Here is an 18,572-nt window from a genome sequence, read left to right as displayed (position 1 = left end):
GCATATCATGTGGCGGTGATCCCTTGCACAGGAAGCCGCATGCCCCGCTCACCCGGCGCGAAACTCTGGTCCACGCTGAACAAGGCCGCGTCCCGCCATGCGCGCCAGATGCAGCGCGCCGTCAACAAGAACCTCACCAAGCCGATGACCGAGGCCATCGTGCGCAACGCGGTGAAGCAATCCGCTGCAGTCACGGCGGCCACGCAGCGTGCCTTGTCGGGCGTGGTGTCGCCGGTGGCGGCGCCGCAGAGCCGTGGCAGCGGGCGCTGGGAAGAGGGCGCATGGGGCGCGCCGCTGGCGCCGCGTCGCTACCGCATTTTCGTCCCGGCCGGCGCCACCGCGTCGCGCCGTGCGCCGATGCTGGTGCTGCTGCACGGCTGCGGCCAGGACGCCGCCAGCTTTGCCGCGGTCACGCGCGCCGCCGCGGTGGCGCGCGAATCCGGCTGGGTGGTGCTGCTGCCCGAGCAGAGTTCGCAGGCCAATGGGCAGCGTTGCTGGAACTGGTTCCGGCCCGCCGCGCAGGGCGCCGCGGAAGCCGGGCTGCTGATGACGCTGATCGACCAGGCCTGCCGCCGCCATCCGGTGGCGGCGGACCGCGTCAGCGTGCTGGGCCTGTCCGCCGGCGGGGCGATGGCGCTGATGCTGGGGCTGCGCTATCCGTCACGCTTTGCCGCGGTGGGCTCGCACTCGGGCGCGGTGCCGTGGAGCGCCGCCAATGCCACGCAGGCCACGCGCGCCATGCGCGGGCAGCGCGGGCCCGACGCCAAGACCATGCAGGCGCTGCGCTTCGGCCTGGCGGGACGCCGCCCGCCGCCGCTGCTGCTGCTGCATGGCGATGCCGACCACATGGTCGACTTCAGCAACGCCACCGCCGCCGCCGGCATGTGGATGCACCTGCAGCCCGAAGGCACGCCGCCACTGGCCGGCGTGCCGGCCCGGCGCATCCAGCGCGGCATGCGCCGCGCCGTCGATGTGTTCGACTGGTACGAGGGCAGCTCGCCCTACCTGCGCCTGGTGCGCGTGGAAGGCCTGGGCCACGCGTGGAGCGGCGGCGCCGGCGGGCACGCGTTCTCGGACCCGGCCGGGCCGGACGGGTTGAAGCTGGCGTTGCGGTTTTTTCTGGCGGTTGGGGTTTAGAGGAACGGCGATTGCCGCAGGATGATGAATGGACTAAACTAAGTGGACTTAGTTTAGTGAGGCGCGTCATGCAAACCATCAACATCCACGAGGCCAAGACCCATCTCTCGCGGCTGGTCGATCAGGCGGCCAACGGCGAGCCTTTTGTGATCGCCAAGGCAGGCAAGCCCCTTGTGAAAGTCGTGGCGCTGCATGTGCCGGAGAAAGCGCAGGTCAAGCGGTTGGGATTCATGGCCGGACAGGGGCAGGTGCCCGATGATTTCGATCGCATGGGCCAGCGCGAGATTGAAGCCATGTTTGGCGGCGAGTCATGAAACTCCTGCTGGATACGCACCTGCTGCTGTGGATGGCTCTGACGCCTGAGCGCATCTCGCCAGACGCGCATGCGCTATTGAATGCCGACGACACGGTGCTGGTTTTCAGCGCCGCCAGCCTGTGGGAGATCGGCGTCAAGCAAGGGCTTGGCCGTGCGGACTTCCAGATCAACGCCCGGGTCTTTCGCAGAGGCTTGCTTGATAACGGCTACAGTGAGCTGCCGATCCGCAGTGATCATGCGGTGGCGATTGATTGCCTTCCGCCGATTCACAAGGACCCGTTTGACCGGCTTCTCGTCGCCCAGGCAACCGTGGAAGGCCTGACGCTGCTGACCTCGGACCCGCTTGTTGGCCAATACCCTGGGCCCATTCGGCTGGTCTGATCGCAGCTAGCCGAGACTGACCGGTTCAAACACCACATCACTCTCCGGACAAGCCACGCAGGGCAATATCAGACCCTCGTCCTTCTCGTCCGGACTCAGCCCCGGCCACTCGATCCGGTAGCGGATCGTCCCCGCGTGCAGCCGGCTGGCGCAGGCGCGGCAGGTGCCGTTGCGGCACGAATTGGGCAGCGCCACACCTTCGAGCAAGGCCGCCTCAAGCAGGCTGAGCACCGCCGGCGCGGGGAAGCGCGCAGGGCCCGGCAGCACCTGAGCGGTGAATTCAGCGCTTTCGTCCGAAGGCTCGATGTCAGCCATGGCTGTCGTCCTCTGTCTGCGGAAACTGCGCGCGGCCGTGGGTGGCATCCCGCAACGCTTCGCGCGCGGCGTCGAGCTGGGTCGCGGGCATGCGCAGCACCAGCGTGGCGAGTGCGCCATAGCTGGTCTCGGCAAGCGTGCAGCCCGCGGGCGCCTCGTAGTCCAGCCAGCGGCGCACGCGCGGCTCGTCGGCATAGTCGACCGCGATCGCCAACGTGCCGTAGGCGATGCGCTCGACCCGTTCGGCGGATTTCAGGGCTGCGGCGATCGCATCGGTGTAAGCGCGCACCAACCCGCCTGCCCCCAGCTTGACGCCACCGTAGTAGCGCACCACCGCCGCCAGCACGCCGTCGAGATCGTGGTGGCGCAGCACTTCCAGGATCGGCCGGCCGGCGGTGCCGGAGGGCTCGCCATCGTCGGACATGCCCGAGGCCCCGCCGGCCAGCAGCGCCCAGCACACGTGGGTGGCGGTGGGATGCTCCGCGCGCAGCGCCTGCAGCGCGGCCATGGCGGCGTCGCGGTCGGCAACCGGCAGCGCCAGCGCCAGGAAGCGGCTCTTGCGGATCTCGATCTCGGCGTGGACGGGGTTGGCTAGCGTGTAGGTGGGCACGGGCAACGGGACTGGTACGGAAATCCGCGCCGGCCGGGCCGCGGAAGCAAGGCGGCAGTGTACCGCAGCGGACCCGGCCGGCCCGAAGCCCGCCGCGCTTTGTGTTGCATCGTCAACTTGGTGTCACAAACGGCGCCTACGATCCGCCCCGGACGTGCGCGATGACGCCCGCCGCCGCCTGTGCAACAGGTGCCTGGTCCCGCCCCCGGGACTGGCGCAAACATGCAGTGAACCATCCCTTTCCTTTCCCCGGATCGAAAACATGCTTGAACAACCCAATGCTGGCCGTCGCAAGGCCCTGAAGCTATTGGCCGGCGCGCCCATGCTGCCGCTCGGCTTCGCCTCCACCAGCCTGCTGGCAGGCTGCGGTGGCGGCGATGACGCCGCCGCCGTGCCGGCCCCGGCTCCCGCGCCCGGCCCGGCCGCCACCTTCACCACCGCCGAATTCGTGCCGATGAGCGCGCCGACGCTGGCCACGCCAGAGGCCATGGCGACCACCACGGTCGGCTCCAGCCTCAAGGTCTCCTTCAGCGACGGCAGCAGCCAGACCTACAAGCTGGCCTACCAGCCCTTCTTCGTCACCGGCGACACCCTGCCCGACGGCAAGGGCGGCACCATCGTGGCGGGCGGGTACTACGACATCAACAACCAGCCGATCATCGATACCTCGGTCGCCGGCAAGGAGCGCCAGTTCTTCTCGGATGCGCCGGACGGCAGCTCGCTGCTGACGCTGGCCAACCCGACCGTGCCGGGCGTCAGGGGCAACACCGTGTTCGCGGTGGTGCAGTTCGAATACACCACGCGCAACCAGGGCAATGCCAGCATGTACGGTCTGCTGCCGTCGCCGATCGCGGTGCTGACGCTGGACCAGGACCCGGCCACAGGCAAGCTGACCCCGGTCAGGTACCACAACGTCGACACCTCGGGCGTCAACGGCCTGTGGATCACCTGTGGCGCCAGCCTGTCGCCGTGGAACACGCACCTGTCGAGCGAGGAGTACGAGACCGACCTGATGGACGCCAACGCGGTCACGCAGCTGCAGGGCTACAGCAGCAACCTGTACGGCGACCCGGCCCGCGCCAATGCCTACAACTACGGCCACCTGCCGGAGGTCACGGTGCACCCGGACGGCACCGGCACCATCAAGAAGCACTACTGCCTGGGCCGCATCTCGCACGAGCTGGTGCAGGTCATGCCGGACGAGCGCACCGTGCTGATGGGCGACGATGCCACCAACGGCGGCCTGTTCCTGTTTATCGCCGACCAGGCGCGCGACCTGTCCGCCGGCACGCTGTACGTGGCCAAGTGGCACCAGACCTCGGGCACGGGCCCGGGCAGCGCCACGCTGTCGTGGATCCGCCTGGGCCACGCCACCAGCGCCGAGATCCGCGCGCTGGTCGACGGCGGCATCCGGCTGGCCGACATCATGGACGTCAAGACCGCCGACCCGGCCGATGCCAGCTACACCCGCATCATTTACAACGGCAAGCCCAACTGGGTGAAGCTGATGCCGGGCATGGAAAAGGCCGCGGCCTTCCTGGAGACCCACCGCTATGCCGCGCTGGTCGGCGGCAGCCTGGGCTTTACCAAGATGGAAGGCACCACCGTCAACATCAAGGACAAGAAGGCCTATTCGGCGATGTCGCGCATCGAGTCGAGCATGCTCGCGGGCAACGCCGCCAATGCCGGCGACATCCAGGTGGAAGGCCCGTACTCCGGCGCGGTCTATGAGCTCAACCTGAAGGGCGGCCAGGCCGACAAGAGCGGCACGGCGATGGCGAGCGAATGGGTGCCGGTCGACATGGCCGCGGTGCCGGCGCTGATCAGCGAAGACCTGGGCGGCGGCAAGATGAAGCAGCAGGATGCGCTGGGCAACTTTGCCAATCCCGACAAGGTGGCCACGCCGGACAACCTGAAGTTCTCGGAAAAGCTGCGCACGCTGTTCGTCGGCGAGGACAGCAACACCCACGTCAACAATTTCCTGTGGGCGTACAACGTCGACACCAGGGTGCTCAGCCGGGTGCTGTCGTGCCCGGCCGGCGCCGAGTCCACCGGCCTGCATGCGGTGGACGAGATCAATGGCTGGACCTACGTGATGAGCAACTTCCAGCATGTCGGCGACTGGGAGTCCCCGCTGCACGACAAGGTCAAGGCGCAGCTCGACCCGCTGGTGCGCGCCAACTACAAGGACCGTTACGGCGCGGCGGTCGGCTACCTGACCGGCGACCCGACCGGCGTCAGGCTGGCCAAGGCCTGACGCGCGGGGACGTGCGGCCATGACAGCGGCGGGCTTCGGCCCGCCGTTTGCATTGGGGCGCGGTCGTCGCTCATCCGCCCCTGGTCCGCTAACACGCGGCACCGGTTCAGGCGAGCCGGGGCTAACCCGCATCCGTTGCAACGGCCCCAGCGTGTCGAGGATGGCCTCCATGCGGCTTGCGCCACCGTGTCCTACAGTGGTGGGGGCGCCGGCAACGGCACTTCGCTGCCGGCGCGCTATCCGCCAGGACAACAAGAACTGCATAACAAGGAGACCAGGCATGAAACGAGTTGTCGGGAAAGCCGCGATGCTGTGCCTCGCCGCCACGCTGCTGTATGGCTGCGGCGGCGATGACGACGAGCCGGCGCAGAACCCGCCGCCGCAGGCCGAGGAAAAGCGCCCGCAGGACGACCGCACCTTCACCATGGATGCCGCCACGCTGCCGTTCGCGGCGCTGGCCGGCGCGCCCGAGGCCGACCGCTGGTGGGGCGTGCAGGATGGCGCCGGCTACCGCATCGAGGTGCCGAAGAACTGGAACGGCCGGCTGGTGATGTATGCCCACGGCTACGCGGGCACCGGCGCGGCGCTGTCGGTGACCCCTCCCAGGATCCGCCGGCACCTGCTGGCCAGCGGCTACGCCTGGGCCGCGTCCAGTTACGCCAAAAACTACTATGACGTGCGCGCCGGCCTTGAGGACACCAATGCCCTGGCGCTGGCCTTCACGCGCATTGCCGCGCAGAACGGGCGCACGCTGGCGGCGCCGGCGCGCCTCTACATCGTCGGCCATTCGATGGGCGGCCATATCTCGGCCGCGGCGGTCGATGAAGAGAACATCCAGGCGGCCAACCACAAGGTGCGCTACCACGGCGCGGTGCCGATGTGCGGGGTGCTGGGCGATACCGAGCTGTTCAACTACTTCGGCGCCTACCAGACCGCGGCGCAGCAGCTGGCCGGCTATCCGGTGACGGCGTGGCCGGCGGCCAACTGGGCGCAGATCGCGCCGGCGGTGCGCGCGGCGCTGTTCACCACCTACCCCGGCCAGACCACGGCGCAGGGCGATACCCTCAAGGCGATCGTGCGCAACCTGACCGGCGGGCAGCGGCCGCTGTTCGACTGGGGCTTCGGCGGCCCGGGCGCGCAGGGGCTGCAGGACGCGGTGTGGAGCACTTTCGGCCAGGACGGCTCGGTCAACGGCATCCTGACGCAGAACGTGGTCAACACCACCGGCATCACCTTCCAGTTCGACAATGACCCGGCGCAGTCGGCGGCTGAGCAGTCGTTCAATGCGGGCATCTTCCGCGTTAGCGGCAGCGCCGAGGCCAATCGCGCGCGCAGCGACGGCCTGCGCTGGATTCCCAGGACCAATGCGCGCATCGGCGTGCCGGTGGTGACGCTGCATACGCTGGGCGACATGTACGTGCCGTTCAGCATGGAGCAGATCTACAAGCGCCGCGCCGATGCCAACGGCACCGCGCAATGGCTGGTGCAGCGCGCCATCCGCGGCGTCAGCCATTGCGACTTCACCGTGGCGGAAGAGGCCAGGGCCTTCGACGACATGGTCAACTGGGAACAGAACGGCGTGAAGCCGGCCGGCGACGAGGTGCTGGACGCCGCCACCGTAGCCAGCCCGGCCTACGGCTGCAAGTTCACCGACAACACGCTGGCAAGCGGCGAGGAAAACCCGACCACGGCGGCGCTGCGGCCGTCGGTGGCGCAGGCGTTCCCGTGCGCGCCGGGTTGAGCGGCGGGTTGGCAGAGCAGGGCCCTGGCGCGCGGCTGGCCCGCGCGCCAATTCTGCTACGCTAGGCGCATTCCCCAGCTACCGCCTGCGCATGCCATCATGACCGGCCCGACCCACGACCCCGACGCGCGCCGCATGGCGCCCGCCACCGAGCGCAATCGCGAGCCCATCCTCGCCGTGCTGCGCCAGGTACTGCCTGCCAGCGGCACTGTGCTGGAAATTGCCAGCGGCACCGGGCAGCACGCGGTGCACTTTGCCGCGGCGCTGCCGGGGATCACCTGGCAGCCCAGCGATCCGGACGCTGCCGCGCGCGCATCGATCGCGGCCTGGACCGCGCACGCGGGCCTGGCCAATGTGCGCGCGCCACTGGCGCTGGACGTCTGCCAGCAGCCGTGGGGCATCGACGCCGCGGCTGCGGTGGTCTGCATCAACATGATCCATATCGCCCCGTGGGCCGCGGCCGAGGCGCTGTTCGCGGGCGCCGGCAAGCTGCTGGGGCCGGGGGGCGTGCTGTTCCTGTATGGCCCTTACCGTCGCGGCGGCGCGCACACCGCGCCCAGCAACGCCGCCTTCGACGCGCAGCTGCGCGCCACCGACCCCGACTGGGGCGTGCGCGACATGGAGGCCGTGATCGCGCTGGGCGCGGCGCAGGGCCTGCGCTGCGACGAGCCGGTGCCGATGCCGGCCAACAACTTCTGCCTGGTGCTGCGCAAGTAGCGCGCCGCGCGCGGGGTGCGCGGCTCAGGATTCACCGGATTCAGCCGCGCACCAGCATCACCACCGCGGTGGCGATCAGGCACACGGCAAACAATGCGCGCAGGCGGCGCTCGGGCATCCGGTGCGCCAGCGCCACGCCCCACGAGATGGTCAGCATGCCGCCCAGCGACAGCGGAATGCCGCTGGCCCAGTCGACCTGGCCGGCATGGGCATAGGTGGCCAGCGCCACCACCGCGCCAGGCGTCACCAGTGCCAGCGCCAGGCCTTGCGCGGCGGCCTGGCGCAGCCCGAACAGGCCGACCAGCGCCGGCGCGGCGACCACGCCGCCGCCCACGCTGAAGAAGCCGGAGAACAAGCCGCCGACCACGCCCACGAGTGGGATCCAGCGCGCCGGAACCCGCGCCTGCGGCGCCGTCACCGCGCGCCCCGGCAGCAGCCGCCACAGGAAGTACAGCGCCATGCCGATCATGAACAGCGCGAAGATCCGCCGCAGCAATTGCGCGTCCATCGCGGTGGCCGCGCGCGCCGACAGCCAGGTCGCCAGCACCGCGGACAAGCCCAGCACCACCGCCGTGCGCAGCGCAATGTCGGCACGCTTGCGGTATTGCCAGAAGCCGATCAGCACATTGGGCGCGATCATCACCAGCGCGGTGCCCTGCGCGAGCTGCTGGTCCATGCCGAACAGCAGCCCCAGTGCCGGAATCGCGATCAGCCCGCCGCCGATGCCGAACAGCCCGCCCACCGCGCCGAGCAAACCACCGAGTCCGAAGATCAATAGGGAGGACAGCAGCAGGTGGTCGGGCATCGATGCAAGGGAGGCAATGCGGGGGATTTCGGGCCGGATTCCAGAGAAAGCGGGGGGGCAAGGCGCGGCGGCCTCAATCATACGCGAGCGCCCCCGCCAGCGCTTTGCACTAGAATCGGCAGGTCATTCGATCCTGCGCTGCACGCGCTTGCCAGGCTCGCTGCATCGCAACCGCCACGGAGAACACGATGAAGGTCCAGAACATCCTGCAGACGATCGGCAATACCCCGCATATCCGCATCAACCGGCTGTTCGGCAATGGCCACGAGGTCTGGATCAAGTCCGAACGCAGCAACCCGGGCGCTTCGATCAAGGACCGCATCGCGCTGGCGATGGTGGAAGACGCCGAACGCCGCGGCGTGCTGAAGCCCGGTGGCACCATCATCGAGCCGACCTCGGGCAACACCGGCATCGGGCTGGCGATGGTGGCCGCGGTCAAGGGCTACAGGCTGGTGCTGGTGATGCCGGACAGCATGTCGGTCGAGCGCCGCCGCCTGATGCTGGCCTATGGCGCCACCTTCGACCTGACCCCGCGCGAGAAGGGCATGAAGGGCGCGATCGCGCGCGCCGAGGAACTGGTCGCCGCCACCCCGGGCGCGTGGATGCCGCAGCAGTTCGAGAACCCGGCCAACGCCGACGTGCATGCGCGCACCACCGCGCAGGAAATCCTGAACGATTTCCCCGAGGGGCTCGACGCGCTGATCACCGGCGTCGGCACCGGCGGCCACCTGACCGGCTGCGCGCGGGTGCTGAAGGACAGATGGCCACAGGTGAAGGTGTTCGGGGTCGAGCCGGTGGCCTCGCCGGTGATCTCCGGCGGCGCACCGGCGCCGCACCCGATCCAGGGCATCGGCGCGGGCTTTATCCCGAAGAACCTCGACACCGCGCTGCTCGACGGCGTGATCCAGGTCGACGCCGAGCCCGCGCGCGAGATGGCACGCCGCTGCGCGCGCGAGGAAGGCATCCTGGTCGGGATCTCGTCGGGCGCCACGCTGGCGGCGATTGCACAGAAGCTGCCGGAGCTGCCGGCCAACGCGCGCGTGCTGGGCTTCAACTACGACACCGGCGAGCGCTACCTGACGGTTGAAGGTTTCCTGCCGGCCTGAGGGGCAACAGCGTTCATGAGCGCCCGGCGCGGGCGCTCAGGGCGCTCTTGATCTGGAGCAGACGCCGCGCGTGCCCGTCATTCAGCGCGACAGCAGGCCGTGCCGCTTGTGCCAGTCGGCCAGCGACTCCTCTGGCCAGGTGTCGCAGCGGACATGGCCCTTGCCGCGCGGCACGTCGACCCACGGCGCGACGGAGTCCAGCGAGGCTTCCACCACCTCGGGCGGGCGCGGCAGCGGCGTGTCGATGGCCGAGGCATGGGGATAGAGCAGCTCGGGCCAGCGCGGATCCCACAGCCACAGCGCGCTGCCGCACTTCACGCAGAAATGCCGCTGCGCCGGCGAGCGCCGCGCGCGCTTGCCGGGCTCGCGCAGCACGGCATGGTAGACGCCCAGGTGCTTGCGCCCGCGCACGCGCAGCGTGGCGGCATCGCCGCCGATGTTGATGGCATAGCCGCCACCGCCCGCCGTCTTGCGGCAGATCGAGCAATGGCAATGCATGTAAGGGCAGGGCGAATCGGACTCGAGCGAGAAGTGGACCGCGCCGCAATGGCAGGAGCCGTCGAGATGCATGGGAGGGACCTTTGCACGGTGGCGTTCGGGACAGTCCATTGACTGTAGAAAACCCCCGCCAAAGTGCCAAGGCCGGTCAGGCGCCTATCGCGCCTTGCGGAACGTCAGGTTGATGCGCAGCGGCCCCAGCAGCGGATGATCGCCATCGGCCAGCGGCGCCACGCCGTGGAACGCCAGCCGCGACGGCCCGCCCCACACCACCACGTCGCCATGCGCCAGCCGTATCCGCTGCGGCTTGTCGGCACGGCGCATGCCGCCGAACAGGAACACCGCCGGCAGCCCCAGCGAGACCGAGACGATGGGCGCGGAGAAATCGCGCTCGTCGCGGTCCTGGTGCAGCGACAAGCGGGTGCCCGGCACATAGCGGTTGATCAGGCAGGCATCCGGCGCAAAACCGGCAAAGCCCGCCTGCGCTGCCGCGCTGGCGGCCAGCTCGCGGAAACTCGCGGGCATGTCGGGCCACGCTTGTCCGCTCAGCGGATCGACCGCGTCGTAGCGATAGCCGCGCGCGTCGGAGACCCAGCCGCACGCGCCGCAGTTGGTCATCGCCACCGACATCTTCAGGCCGCCGGGGGTGACCATGTGCCGCCACGGGGCCAGCGCCACGATGGTTTGCACATCGGCGAGCAGGACTTCCGCATTGGCCCGCGCCGCGCCGCGCAGCACGACGGCGCCGTCGGCGAGGGGCTCGGTGGCGGGGGTGGCGGCGCTGTCTTCGGGCAGGTCGTCGAACAGGTCGAACGTCATGGTTGGGAGGGTGCTGCTGTGGCCTGGCGGGTTCAGGCGACCTTCAGTTCCAGCCGCTTGCCCAGCGCCCGGAACGCGGCCTCGATCGTGTCGATCTTGGTCGCATGATCGAGGTTGACGATGCGCTGGACTTCCTGCTTGCGGGTATGCAGGCGGCGTGCCAGCTCCGCCTGCGTAACCCCCTGCGCGATCATCTCGTTGAGCAGCAGCACCTTTGCCGACATGCTTGCCGGCAGCTCGACCAGATGCTGGCCGCGTGCGGCCTTCGACGGCAGCGGCACCGGGCGGCCATCTTCGAAATAGAACTCCATGGCCGTGGCAAGCGCATCGGCGGCCATCTCCTGGGCCTGCTCGATCGTGGCGCCGCTGGTCAGGGCTTCCGGAATATCGGGAAACGAGACCGCAAAGCCATCGCCGTCGGGGACGATGTTGGCGGGAAAACGCAGCATATTGAAACTCCTTTGGCGACGAGGGCGGGTAAGTCTTGCAGGCTCACGACAGGCCGAGTTGCTTGAGGATCGCCTTGCGCAGCCCCTCGCCGATTTCATGGCTGGGATGCCGCGGCAAGGTCGACTGCCTGCCATTGAGATACACCCGGACATGCTTTGCGCCTTCGCTGAAGGTAGCGCCTTGTTCGGCGAGCCATCGCCGAAATTCACTTTGCTTCACCCGAAACCTCCTGCCGATCCATGGCGTTCAGGGTAAGCAAAAATGTTTACGTATTCTAGCAGCAATACGTCCAATCTTGTTGCAGCAACGTGTCAGAGCTTCCATGCTTGGCTTCTGCTGACATGACAAGGCCGCCTTTGAGGCGGCCTTGCTCTTTCATGCAGGCGCGGTCGAATCCGCGAGGTGGGGGTCTTCACGCAAACGTATCAATCTCCCCCCGCCCAAGCACTCGCGCAGGCGGTGCCGTAGCACTGGACCCCTGGCCCGGCTCAGCCGACGCCACCGCAGCGCCACCAAAGCCAGCCTGTTCACGCCCCTGCCCCGGCGCCTGCTGTTGCTGGCCGTTGCCGTTGCCGGCCTGGCTGGCAAAGCCATCGGCGCCCACCGAGGTATGGCCCAGCTGGATGCCGTTTTCCGACAGCGCGGTGCGCAGGTGCGGCAACGCGGCTTCGACCGCGGCGCGCACGGCCTGGTGGGGCGAGACGAATTGCGCCTGGGCCTGGTCGTTGACCACGTTGAGCACCACCTTCAGCGGCCCGAGGTCGGGCGGGTTCAGCTGCAGTTCGGCGCTGTGCTGGCCTTGCGTGCCCAGGCGGATCATCTGCTGGCCCAGGGCCTGCGGCCACTGGCTGTCGTACAGCGGGGGAGCGACCACGGGCCGGCTGGCGGCAGCCGCGGCAGCGGCTGGCGCGGGTTGGCCGGCCGGCGTGGCGGCAATGGCCGGGGTGCCATCGGGGCTGGCCGCCGCGGTCTCTCCAGCGCGTGCCGTCGCTTGTGCGGCGGCAAATGGGTTGGCTGCGGGCCGGGAATCCGGCGCACTTGTGCCGGCCGCGAGCGGATCGGCGCGATGCTGGCCCGGACTGCTGTCAGGGCGATGCCCCGCTCCGCCCGCGGAAGCGCCAGCGTCCTGACCCGGCAAGTCCGCTTGACGGATCGCCAATGCGTCGCCCGCAACGGCCGGCGTTGCGCCAGTTTTTGCATCAGTGCCGGCGCTGCCGCCGGACTGCATCGCCGCGCGTTGCGACGCGATGGTAGCCAGCGTGTCGGCGACCGACGGCTGCGCCGGCCGGGATTCGGCGGTGACCGTCTGCAACGGGTCGGGCAATGCGGTGCCGTCAGCAGGGCCTGCCGTGGCGCCGGTTTCGACCTGGGTTTGCGCGGTGGCGTTCGGCACGGTGTTGCTGAGCGCCGCCTGCAAGGCCGCGGCACTGCCGGGGTCGGTCATGCCGGCGACGGCAGCGCCCGCCGCGCCGGCTGGCGTGGCGGCGGGGTTCGCTGGCGCGGCGGCGGGAAGCATCAGCGCCAATGCGGCGGCTGCTGCGGCGGCTGCATCCGTCGGCGTTGCTGCGGCGGCATCTTCCTTGTCCTGATCCTTTTCGCCGGCAGCGGCCTTCTTGCCGTTGGCGGCGGCATGCTGCGGCTTGCCGGCGTCCGCCTGTGCGGCAGCCGGCCGCGCCGCGGACTTGTCGCGCGCGACCGTCTCCCTGGCGGCGGGCGCCGGTGCGGCGGCCTTGTGGCTGTCGCGGGCCTGCGAGAGCGCGTCGCGGAAGCCGCTGGCGGCGGTGTCGGCGCTGGCGCGCCGGGCGCCTTCCACCGCGTTGGCGGCGCTGCTGACAATCTGGCTGATATCGATCATGGGGATTCGCTACGGTGTGGCCTGGCGGGCGGTTGCCGCCCAGGCATCGTTCAGGCTTCGCTCAGGCGGCTGGCGGCGGTGCGTGCCAGGCGGGCGGCGTATTCATCGTTGGCGCGCTGCTCGCGGCGCGCGGCCACCTGCTCCTGCTTCGCTTCCGCGCGTGCGATCAACGTGTCGAACGAGTTCAGGCGGCGCTTCTGGTGCTGCCAGCGGTTGCGGCCGGCCAGCAGGTCGGCCTCGGCCTTGGCCAGGGCCGCGCCCTGCTGGCGGATGGCCTGGTCGAGCGAATCGAGGAAGCGCGAAAAGTCCTGCCAGCGGCTGGAGGTAATGCCCTGCGCCGCCACCACCTGCATGCGCTCGCGGTATTCCTGGCGGTACTGCGTGAGCTGGTTGAGCTGCACCTCTGCCTGCGTGCGCAAGCCCTGCAGCCGGCCGAGCTCGCGCGCGGCGGCATCGGTATCGGTCTGGGCCAGGTCAGCCAGCGTGTTGAGCGGTGAATGCTTGAGCATGTTCACTCCTGTCAAAGAGGCTGTGCAGCGCGGCGATGGCGTCGGCATAGCCGGCGCGCTCGTGGATGTCCTGCTGCAGGAAGGCTTCCATGCGCGGATGCAGCTGGATCGCCAGGTCCAGCTCCGGATCGTTGCCCGGCACGTAGGCACCCACGCTGATCAGGTCGCGGTTGCGCTGGTAGCGCGACATCAGCTGCTTGAAGCGGCGCACCGAGCCGAACTGTTCGTGCGGGATCAGCGCGGTCATGGCGCGGCTGATCGAGGCCTCGACGTCGATGGCCGGATAGTGGCCGGCTTCGGCCAGGCTGCGCGACAGCACGATATGGCCATCCAGGATGGCGCGCGCCGAATCCGCGATCGGGTCCTGCTGGTCGTCGCCCTCGGTCAGCACGGTGTAGAACGCGGTGATCGAGCCACCGCCCTCGGGGCCGTTGCCGGTGCGCTCCACCAGCGTCGGCAGCTTGGCGAAGACCGACGGCGGATAACCCTTGGTGGCGGGCGGCTCGCCGATCGCCAGCGCAATCTCGCGCTGGGCCATGGCGTAGCGCGTCAGCGAATCCATGATCAGCAGCACGTGCTGGCCCTGGTCGCGGAAATACTCGGCCAGCCGCGTCGCGTAGGCGGCGCCCTGCATGCGCAGCAGCGGCGAGCAGTCTGCCGGCGCGGCTACCACCACCGAGCGGCGCCGGCCCTCCGGCCCCAGGATGTTCTCGATGAACTCCTTCACCTCGCGGCCGCGTTCGCCGATCAGGCCGACCACGATCACGTCGGCGCTGGTGTAGCGCGCCATCATGCCCAGCAGCACGCTCTTGCCCACGCCTGAGCCCGCGAACAGGCCCATGCGCTGGCCGCGGCCGACGGTCAGCATGCCGTTGATGGCGCGCACGCCGGTGTCGAGCACGGTTTCGATCGGGGCCCGCATCAGCGGGTTGATCTGCTCGCCGGCGAGCGGCACTTCCATCGCCGCGGCGAGCGGGCCGAGTCCGTCCAGCGGGCGGCCCGCCGCATCCAGCACGCGGCCCAGCAGGCCCGCGCCGACCGGCAGGCGCTTGGAGCCCGGCTCGCGCGGCGCGCTGGTGCCGGCCGGTTGCGGCGACGGCTCCAGCGGGTAGACGCGCGCGCCGGGCAGCAGCCCGACCACGTCGGACTGCGGCATCAGGTAGAGGCGGTCGGCGCCGAAGCCGACCACTTCGGCCTCCGCGGTGCGCGGGGCGTTGCTGTCGGTGGTGAACTGTCCGGCGGGCAGCTCGATCAGGCAATCGCTGCCCACCGGCAGGCGCAGGCCGACGGCTTCCAGCACCAGGCCCGCGGCGCGCGTCAGGCGGCCGCAGCTGCGCTTGCTGTCGAGCCCGGCGATGCCGGCGGCGGCGCCGTTGAGCGCGCCGATCCAGTGTTGCGCATGGTCGTGCGCGGCGTGGTGGCTGTGCTGCGCGGTCTCAGGCATGCGGCGGCTCCCACGGATCGTCGCGGCCCAGCGCCCGCACCACGCGGGTCCAGCGCGTCGGCAGCGTGGCGTCACGCTCGCCGCTGGCGGCGCTGGCGATGCAGCCGCCGCGCGCCACCGACGCATCGGCGCGTACGCTCCAGCCGGCGGCGGCAAGTTCGCCTTGCAGATGGGTCTCCACCAGCGCCACGTCGTCGGGATGCAGCAGCAGGCTGGGCGATCCGGACAGCGCCGGTTCGCTGGTCAGCAGCTCGCGCACCGCCGGCAGCAGCGCCGCGGGGTCCTGCGCCAGCGTCGTACGCACCAGCTGGCGCGCCACGTCCAGTGCCAGCGACACCAGCGCGTGCGCGACCGCGTCGTCGACATTGCTCAGCGCGCTGCGGAAATTGCCGGCCAGTGCCTGCAGCTGCGCGGCCTCGTTGCGGGCCGCTTCCAGGCCGCGCGCATAGCCTTCGCGATGGCCGTCGCCGTAGCCCTGGGTCTGGCCCTGGGTGTACCCCTGGGCATAGCCTTCCTTGCGCGCGCCTTCGCGCATCGCGTCGAGCGCGGCGAAGTCGATTGGCGGCGGCGCCGGTTCGGCGGGCATCGCGGCGAGGCTCTCGGGCGGCTCGGCATGCCGGGGATCGAGCGAGCCCATCTGCCAGCGCTGCCAGCCGGCGCCGCCGCCGCGCGCGCGGCGCGGCGGCTCGAACGGCGCGAAGCCGCCGGCAGCGGCCGCGCAGTGGCCGCCCAGGGACGGGAGCGGATCGGCGCCCAACCCGCGGCGCCCGGCCCCGCGCTCGGGGTCTGCCTCAGACATAGGCATCGTCGCCTCCGCCGATCTGCACTTCGCCCGCATCCGCCAGGCGCCTTACCACCTGCAGGATGGCCTTCTGCTCGGCCTCGACCTGCGACACGCGCACCGGGCCCAGCGCGTCCAGGTCCTCGCGCAGCATCTCGCCGGCGCGGGTGGACATGTTGCGGATGAACTTGTCGCGCAGCTCCTGCGGCGCGCCCTTGAGCGCGACGATGAGCGATTCGGTGGCGATTTCCTTGAGCACGCGCTGGATGCCGCGGTCGTCGACTTCCAGCAGGTTCTCGAACAGGAACATCTCGTCGATGATCTTCTGCGCCAGGTCGCCGTCGTGCAGGCGCACGCCGTCGATGACGGCTTCTTCGTGCGCGGTGCTCATCAGGTTGATGATCTCGGCCGCGGTGCGCACGCCGCCCATGCGGCTGCGCTTCAGGCTCTGGCCCGCCAGCAGCTTGGTCAGCACGTCGGTCAGTTCCTGCAGCGCGCCCGGCTGCACGCCGCCGAAGGTGGCGATGCGCAGGATCACGTCGTTGCGCAGGCGGTCGGTGAACAGCCCCAGCACCTCCGACGACTTCTGGCGGTCCAGGTGGATCAGGATGGTGGCGATGATCTGCGGGTGCTCGTCGCGGATCAGCTCGGCGATGGCGGTGGCGTCCATCCAATTGAGCGAGTCGATGCCGCCGCCCGGATCGCGCGACTCCAGGATGTCCTCGATCACCGACTGTGCGCGCTCCTCGCCCAGCGCCTTGTTCAGCACGCTGCGGATAAACGCGCTGGAATCGACGTTCAGCGCCAGGTACTGCTCGGTCTCGGCGCGGAACTCGCCCAGCACCTCGGCCATTTCCTCGCGGGTGACCGAGCTGAGCGTGGCCATGGCCGAGCCCAGTTCCTGCACTTCGCGCTGCGACAGGTGCTTGAACACCTCGGCCGCGGCATCCTCGCCGATCGCCATCATCAGCACCGCGCTCTTCTGCAGGCCGGATTCAGAGATGCCCTTAGCGGTTGTCATTGCTAATCCAGTTCTTGATCACGCTGGCGACCAGGCGGGGGTCGCGCTGGGCGGCGTCGCGCACCAGCGCGAGGTCGCTTTCATACTTCGCGGCAAGCCGCAGGATTTCCGGATTGGCCGGCTCTTCCGGCGGCAGCAGCACCGCCTCGGTCTCGTCCTTGGGCTCCGGCGCCGGCAACGGCGGCGCGGTGTAGCGGCGCAGGATCGGCCGCGCCACCTTGAACCACGCGAACAGCGCCAGCAGCGCCAGCAGCAGGTAGCCGGCCAGGCTCTTGCCCAGTGCGATCATGTCGGGCTGCTTCCACAGCGGCAGTTCGGGCTCGGCCTTCTCGCGCTCGGCGGTGAAGGGGCTGTTGACCACGTTGATGGAGTCGCCGCGATCGGCCGAGAACCCCATCGCTTCCTTGGTCAGGTTCTGGATCTGCGCCAGCAGCGCCGGCGGCAGCGGCTCGGCGACGAGCTTGCCCTTGGCATCGGCCTGCTGGCGGTAGTTGACCACCACCGCCACCGACAACCGGCGCACGCCGCCCGGGGCCTGCTGCACGTGGCGCACCGAGCGGTCCAGCTCATAGTTGACGGTGGAATCGCGGCGGTTGCTGCTCGGGCCGCCGGACGCGGCGGCGGTGGCGCCCTGCGCGGCCTGGCCAGCCTGACCCGGCTGTCCGGGCTGGCCCGCGGCCGGTGCACCGGCCTGGCCCGGCGCCTGCCCCGCGCGCGGCGTCTGCGGCGTGGTCACCGGTGCGGCGGCGGCAGCGGGCGGCTGGTTCGACAGCGCGCCGGGCACGCCGCCCGGCGGCGTTGCGCCCTGCTGGGTCGATTCGCTGGTCTGCTGGCTGCGGATCGCGGTGCGGGTCGGGTCCTGGTTGGGCTTGTAGCTCTCGTCGGTGTGCTCGACGATGGAGAAGTCCACGTCGGCGGTGACCTGCGCGCGCACGTTGTCCTTGCCGACGATCGGCGTCAGGATCGCCTCGATGCGCTTCAGGTAGTTCTGCTCCAGCGCCTGCACGTACTTGAGCTGGGTGGCGTCGAGCATGCGCTCGTTGCCGGTGTTCGACAGCAGGTTGCCGTGCTGGTCGACGATGGAGATCGACTTGGGCGTCAGCTCCGGCACGCTCGACGACACCAGGTGGCTGATCGCCGCGACCTGGCCTTCGTCGATGGCGCGCCCCGGATAGAGCTGCAGCACGATCGACGCGGTCGGCTTCTGGCGCTCGCGCACGAACAGCGTCGGCTTGGGGATGGCAAGGTGCACGCGCGCGGACTGCACCGCGGCGATCGACTCGATCGAGCGCGCCAGCTCGCCCTCCAGCCCGCGCTGGTAATTGACCTGTTCGGCAAACTGGCTGATGCCGAACTTCTGGTTGTCCATCAGTTCCATGCCCGCGGTGCCGCTCTTGGGCAGGCCTTGCGAAGCCAGCCGCAGGCGCGTCTCGTGCACCTTCTCGGCCGGCACCATCACGGCGCCGCCGCCTTCGGCGAACTTGTACGGCACGTTCATCTGCTGCAGCGACTGCAGCACCGCGCCGCCGTCGCGCTCGGACAGGTTGCTGTACAGCACCTTGTAGTCGGGGCCGCGCGACCACAACACGCCCACCGCGATGGCCGCGGCCAGGGCCGCGCCGCCCAGCATCAGCGGCAGCTTCGGGTTGGCCTTGAGGCGCTCCAGCATTTCGGCCGGACGCCCGGGCAGTGCCACTGCCGCGGTCATGCGCGTGCTCCGGATCCGGCGCGGCCAGGCGCGCGCCGGCGCCGGCGCTGCGGCTCGCCCTGGTCGTCGGCCCGGCGCGCGGCACGGCTAGCCGTGCGGCTC

Annotated in this window: 20 protein-coding genes; 7 read left to right on the top strand and 13 right to left on the bottom strand. The window is 70.0% G+C overall.

All coding sequences use genetic code 11. The annotated features are described in order from the left end of the window. Positions 1-39: 39 nt before the first annotated feature. From AC3FMM_RS09960 to AC3FMM_RS09950, 3 genes are all read left to right on the top strand, one after another. The gene (locus AC3FMM_RS09960; RefSeq protein ID WP_488686520.1) at positions 40-1,137 is read left to right on the top strand and encodes an extracellular catalytic domain type 1 short-chain-length polyhydroxyalkanoate depolymerase; all 1,098 of its coding nucleotides are present in this window, start codon (positions 40-42) and stop codon (positions 1,135-1,137) included. 68 nt (positions 1,138-1,205) lie between these two features. Beyond that, positions 1,206-1,451: a type II toxin-antitoxin system Phd/YefM family antitoxin gene (locus AC3FMM_RS09955; protein ID WP_012356952.1), complete on the top strand. Its 246-nt coding sequence runs from the start codon at positions 1,206-1,208 to the stop codon at positions 1,449-1,451. Continuing rightward, on the top strand, positions 1,448-1,834 hold the full coding sequence (locus AC3FMM_RS09950; RefSeq protein WP_488686519.1) for a type II toxin-antitoxin system VapC family toxin: 387 nt from the start codon (positions 1,448-1,450) through the stop codon (positions 1,832-1,834). Before AC3FMM_RS09955 ends, AC3FMM_RS09950 begins: the two co-directional genes overlap by 4 nt. 6 nt (positions 1,835-1,840) lie before the next feature. On the opposite strand, the gene AC3FMM_RS09945 is transcribed toward AC3FMM_RS09950, so the two are convergent. Then, entirely contained in the window at positions 1,841-2,149 is a 309-nt protein-coding gene (locus tag AC3FMM_RS09945) for a 2Fe-2S iron-sulfur cluster-binding protein (protein ID WP_488686518.1), read from the bottom strand. Continuing rightward, the gene (locus tag AC3FMM_RS09940; RefSeq protein ID WP_488686548.1) at positions 2,142-2,759 is read right to left on the bottom strand and encodes an IMPACT family protein; all 618 of its coding nucleotides are present in this window, start codon (positions 2,757-2,759) and stop codon (positions 2,142-2,144) included. The genes AC3FMM_RS09945 and AC3FMM_RS09940 overlap by 8 nt, the downstream gene beginning before the upstream one ends. Positions 2,760-3,021: 262 nt before the next feature. Here AC3FMM_RS09940 and AC3FMM_RS09935 point away from each other — a divergent pair, with 262 nt between their 5' ends. From AC3FMM_RS09935 to AC3FMM_RS09925, 3 genes are all read left to right on the top strand, one after another. After that, the gene (locus AC3FMM_RS09935; RefSeq protein WP_488686517.1) at positions 3,022-5,016 is read left to right on the top strand and encodes a PhoX family protein; all 1,995 of its coding nucleotides are present in this window, start codon (positions 3,022-3,024) and stop codon (positions 5,014-5,016) included. Positions 5,017-5,296: 280 nt separating this feature from the next. Then, the gene (locus tag AC3FMM_RS09930) at positions 5,297-6,757 is read left to right on the top strand and encodes an alpha/beta hydrolase family protein (RefSeq protein ID WP_326346355.1); all 1,461 of its coding nucleotides are present in this window, start codon (positions 5,297-5,299) and stop codon (positions 6,755-6,757) included. Between the two features lie 99 nt (positions 6,758-6,856). After that, complete coding sequence (locus AC3FMM_RS09925) at positions 6,857-7,474, top strand: DUF938 domain-containing protein (RefSeq protein ID WP_115681941.1); 618 nt, start codon at positions 6,857-6,859, stop codon at positions 7,472-7,474. Between the two features lie 40 nt (positions 7,475-7,514). On the opposite strand, the gene AC3FMM_RS09920 is transcribed toward AC3FMM_RS09925, so the two are convergent. Next, positions 7,515-8,279 carry a sulfite exporter TauE/SafE family protein gene (locus AC3FMM_RS09920; protein WP_115714060.1) on the bottom strand — a complete coding sequence of 255 codons (765 nt, stop codon included), beginning with the start codon at positions 8,277-8,279 and terminating at the stop codon, positions 7,515-7,517. A gap of 188 nt (positions 8,280-8,467) precedes the next feature. Between AC3FMM_RS09920 and cysK the strand changes: the two genes are divergently transcribed. Further along, positions 8,468-9,385 (top strand): cysteine synthase A, encoded by a 918-nt coding sequence (gene cysK, locus AC3FMM_RS09915; RefSeq protein WP_414248519.1) that lies wholly within the window; start codon positions 8,468-8,470, stop codon positions 9,383-9,385. Between the two features lie 81 nt (positions 9,386-9,466). Here cysK and AC3FMM_RS09910 read toward each other — a convergent pair whose 3' ends face one another. From AC3FMM_RS09910 to fliF, 10 genes are all read right to left on the bottom strand, one after another. Continuing rightward, positions 9,467-9,955 (bottom strand): GFA family protein, encoded by a 489-nt coding sequence (locus AC3FMM_RS09910; RefSeq protein WP_111516584.1) that lies wholly within the window; start codon positions 9,953-9,955, stop codon positions 9,467-9,469. 84 nt (positions 9,956-10,039) lie between these two features. Further along, positions 10,040-10,702, bottom strand: a complete 663-nt coding sequence (alkB, locus tag AC3FMM_RS09905; RefSeq protein WP_326346358.1) for a DNA oxidative demethylase AlkB — start codon at positions 10,700-10,702, stop codon at positions 10,040-10,042. 32 nt (positions 10,703-10,734) lie between these two features. Next, positions 10,735-11,151, bottom strand: coding sequence for a type II toxin-antitoxin system HicB family antitoxin (locus AC3FMM_RS09900; protein ID WP_240071237.1), 417 nt, complete (start codon positions 11,149-11,151; stop codon positions 10,735-10,737). A gap of 43 nt (positions 11,152-11,194) precedes the next feature. Continuing rightward, on the bottom strand, positions 11,195-11,371 hold the full coding sequence (locus AC3FMM_RS09895; RefSeq protein ID WP_326346360.1) for a type II toxin-antitoxin system HicA family toxin: 177 nt from the start codon (positions 11,369-11,371) through the stop codon (positions 11,195-11,197). A 193-nt stretch (positions 11,372-11,564) separates the two neighbouring features. Beyond that, positions 11,565-13,007, bottom strand: a complete 1,443-nt coding sequence (locus AC3FMM_RS09890) for a flagellar hook-length control protein FliK (protein ID WP_488686516.1) — start codon at positions 13,005-13,007, stop codon at positions 11,565-11,567. A gap of 50 nt (positions 13,008-13,057) precedes the next feature. Beyond that, positions 13,058-13,516 (bottom strand): flagellar export protein FliJ, encoded by a 459-nt coding sequence (fliJ, locus tag AC3FMM_RS09885; RefSeq protein ID WP_115681934.1) that lies wholly within the window; start codon positions 13,514-13,516, stop codon positions 13,058-13,060. Beyond that, the gene (fliI, locus tag AC3FMM_RS09880) at positions 13,482-14,960 is read right to left on the bottom strand and encodes a flagellar protein export ATPase FliI (protein ID WP_116313903.1); all 1,479 of its coding nucleotides are present in this window, start codon (positions 14,958-14,960) and stop codon (positions 13,482-13,484) included. The genes fliJ and fliI overlap by 35 nt, the downstream gene beginning before the upstream one ends. Then, a complete protein-coding gene (fliH, locus tag AC3FMM_RS09875) occupies positions 14,953-15,765 on the bottom strand; it encodes a flagellar assembly protein FliH (RefSeq protein ID WP_488686515.1) in 813 nt (270 codons plus the stop codon). Before fliH ends, fliI begins: the two co-directional genes overlap by 8 nt. Beyond that, positions 15,752-16,762 carry a flagellar motor switch protein FliG gene (fliG, locus tag AC3FMM_RS09870; protein ID WP_062803757.1) on the bottom strand — a complete coding sequence of 337 codons (1,011 nt, stop codon included), beginning with the start codon at positions 16,760-16,762 and terminating at the stop codon, positions 15,752-15,754. The genes fliH and fliG overlap by 14 nt, the downstream gene beginning before the upstream one ends. Then, on the bottom strand, positions 16,749-18,470 hold the full coding sequence (gene fliF / locus AC3FMM_RS09865; protein WP_115714054.1) for a flagellar basal-body MS-ring/collar protein FliF: 1,722 nt from the start codon (positions 18,468-18,470) through the stop codon (positions 16,749-16,751). The genes fliG and fliF overlap by 14 nt, the downstream gene beginning before the upstream one ends. Positions 18,471-18,572 lie beyond the last annotated feature (102 nt).

Source organism: Cupriavidus sp. 207A1, assembly GCF_057798955.1.
The sequence above is the reverse complement of the archived record's forward strand: the minus strand, read 5'-3'. Positions and strand labels throughout refer to the sequence as shown.

Bases quoted from the DNA above. Each gene is read 5' to 3' on its own strand.
- AC3FMM_RS09935 (WP_488686517.1), top strand. From the start codon at position 3,022: ATGCTTGAACAACCCAATGCTGGCCGTCGCAAGGCCCTGAAGCTATTG.
- AC3FMM_RS09890 (WP_488686516.1), bottom strand. From the start codon at position 13,007: ATGATCGATATCAGCCAGATTGTCAGCAGCGCCGCCAACGCGGTGGAA.
- fliH (WP_488686515.1), bottom strand. From the start codon at position 15,765: ATGCCTATGTCTGAGGCAGACCCCGAGCGCGGGGCCGGGCGCCGCGGG.
- AC3FMM_RS09955 (WP_012356952.1), top strand. From the start codon at position 1,206: ATGCAAACCATCAACATCCACGAGGCCAAGACCCATCTCTCGCGGCTG.
- AC3FMM_RS09945 (WP_488686518.1), bottom strand. From the start codon at position 2,149: ATGGCTGACATCGAGCCTTCGGACGAAAGCGCTGAATTCACCGCTCAG.
- AC3FMM_RS09960 (WP_488686520.1), top strand. From the start codon at position 40: ATGCCCCGCTCACCCGGCGCGAAACTCTGGTCCACGCTGAACAAGGCC.
- fliI (WP_116313903.1), bottom strand. From the start codon at position 14,960: ATGCCTGAGACCGCGCAGCACAGCCACCACGCCGCGCACGACCATGCG.
- fliG (WP_062803757.1), bottom strand. From the start codon at position 16,762: ATGACAACCGCTAAGGGCATCTCTGAATCCGGCCTGCAGAAGAGCGCG.
- AC3FMM_RS09925 (WP_115681941.1), top strand. From the start codon at position 6,857: ATGACCGGCCCGACCCACGACCCCGACGCGCGCCGCATGGCGCCCGCC.
- AC3FMM_RS09930 (WP_326346355.1), top strand. From the start codon at position 5,297: ATGAAACGAGTTGTCGGGAAAGCCGCGATGCTGTGCCTCGCCGCCACG.
- cysK (WP_414248519.1), top strand. From the start codon at position 8,468: ATGAAGGTCCAGAACATCCTGCAGACGATCGGCAATACCCCGCATATC.
- AC3FMM_RS09910 (WP_111516584.1), bottom strand. From the start codon at position 9,955: ATGCATCTCGACGGCTCCTGCCATTGCGGCGCGGTCCACTTCTCGCTC.
- alkB (WP_326346358.1), bottom strand. From the start codon at position 10,702: ATGACGTTCGACCTGTTCGACGACCTGCCCGAAGACAGCGCCGCCACC.
- AC3FMM_RS09920 (WP_115714060.1), bottom strand. From the start codon at position 8,279: ATGCCCGACCACCTGCTGCTGTCCTCCCTATTGATCTTCGGACTCGGT.
- fliJ (WP_115681934.1), bottom strand. From the start codon at position 13,516: ATGCTCAAGCATTCACCGCTCAACACGCTGGCTGACCTGGCCCAGACC.
- fliF (WP_115714054.1), bottom strand. From the start codon at position 18,470: ATGACCGCGGCAGTGGCACTGCCCGGGCGTCCGGCCGAAATGCTGGAG.
- AC3FMM_RS09950 (WP_488686519.1), top strand. From the start codon at position 1,448: ATGAAACTCCTGCTGGATACGCACCTGCTGCTGTGGATGGCTCTGACG.
- AC3FMM_RS09900 (WP_240071237.1), bottom strand. From the start codon at position 11,151: ATGCTGCGTTTTCCCGCCAACATCGTCCCCGACGGCGATGGCTTTGCG.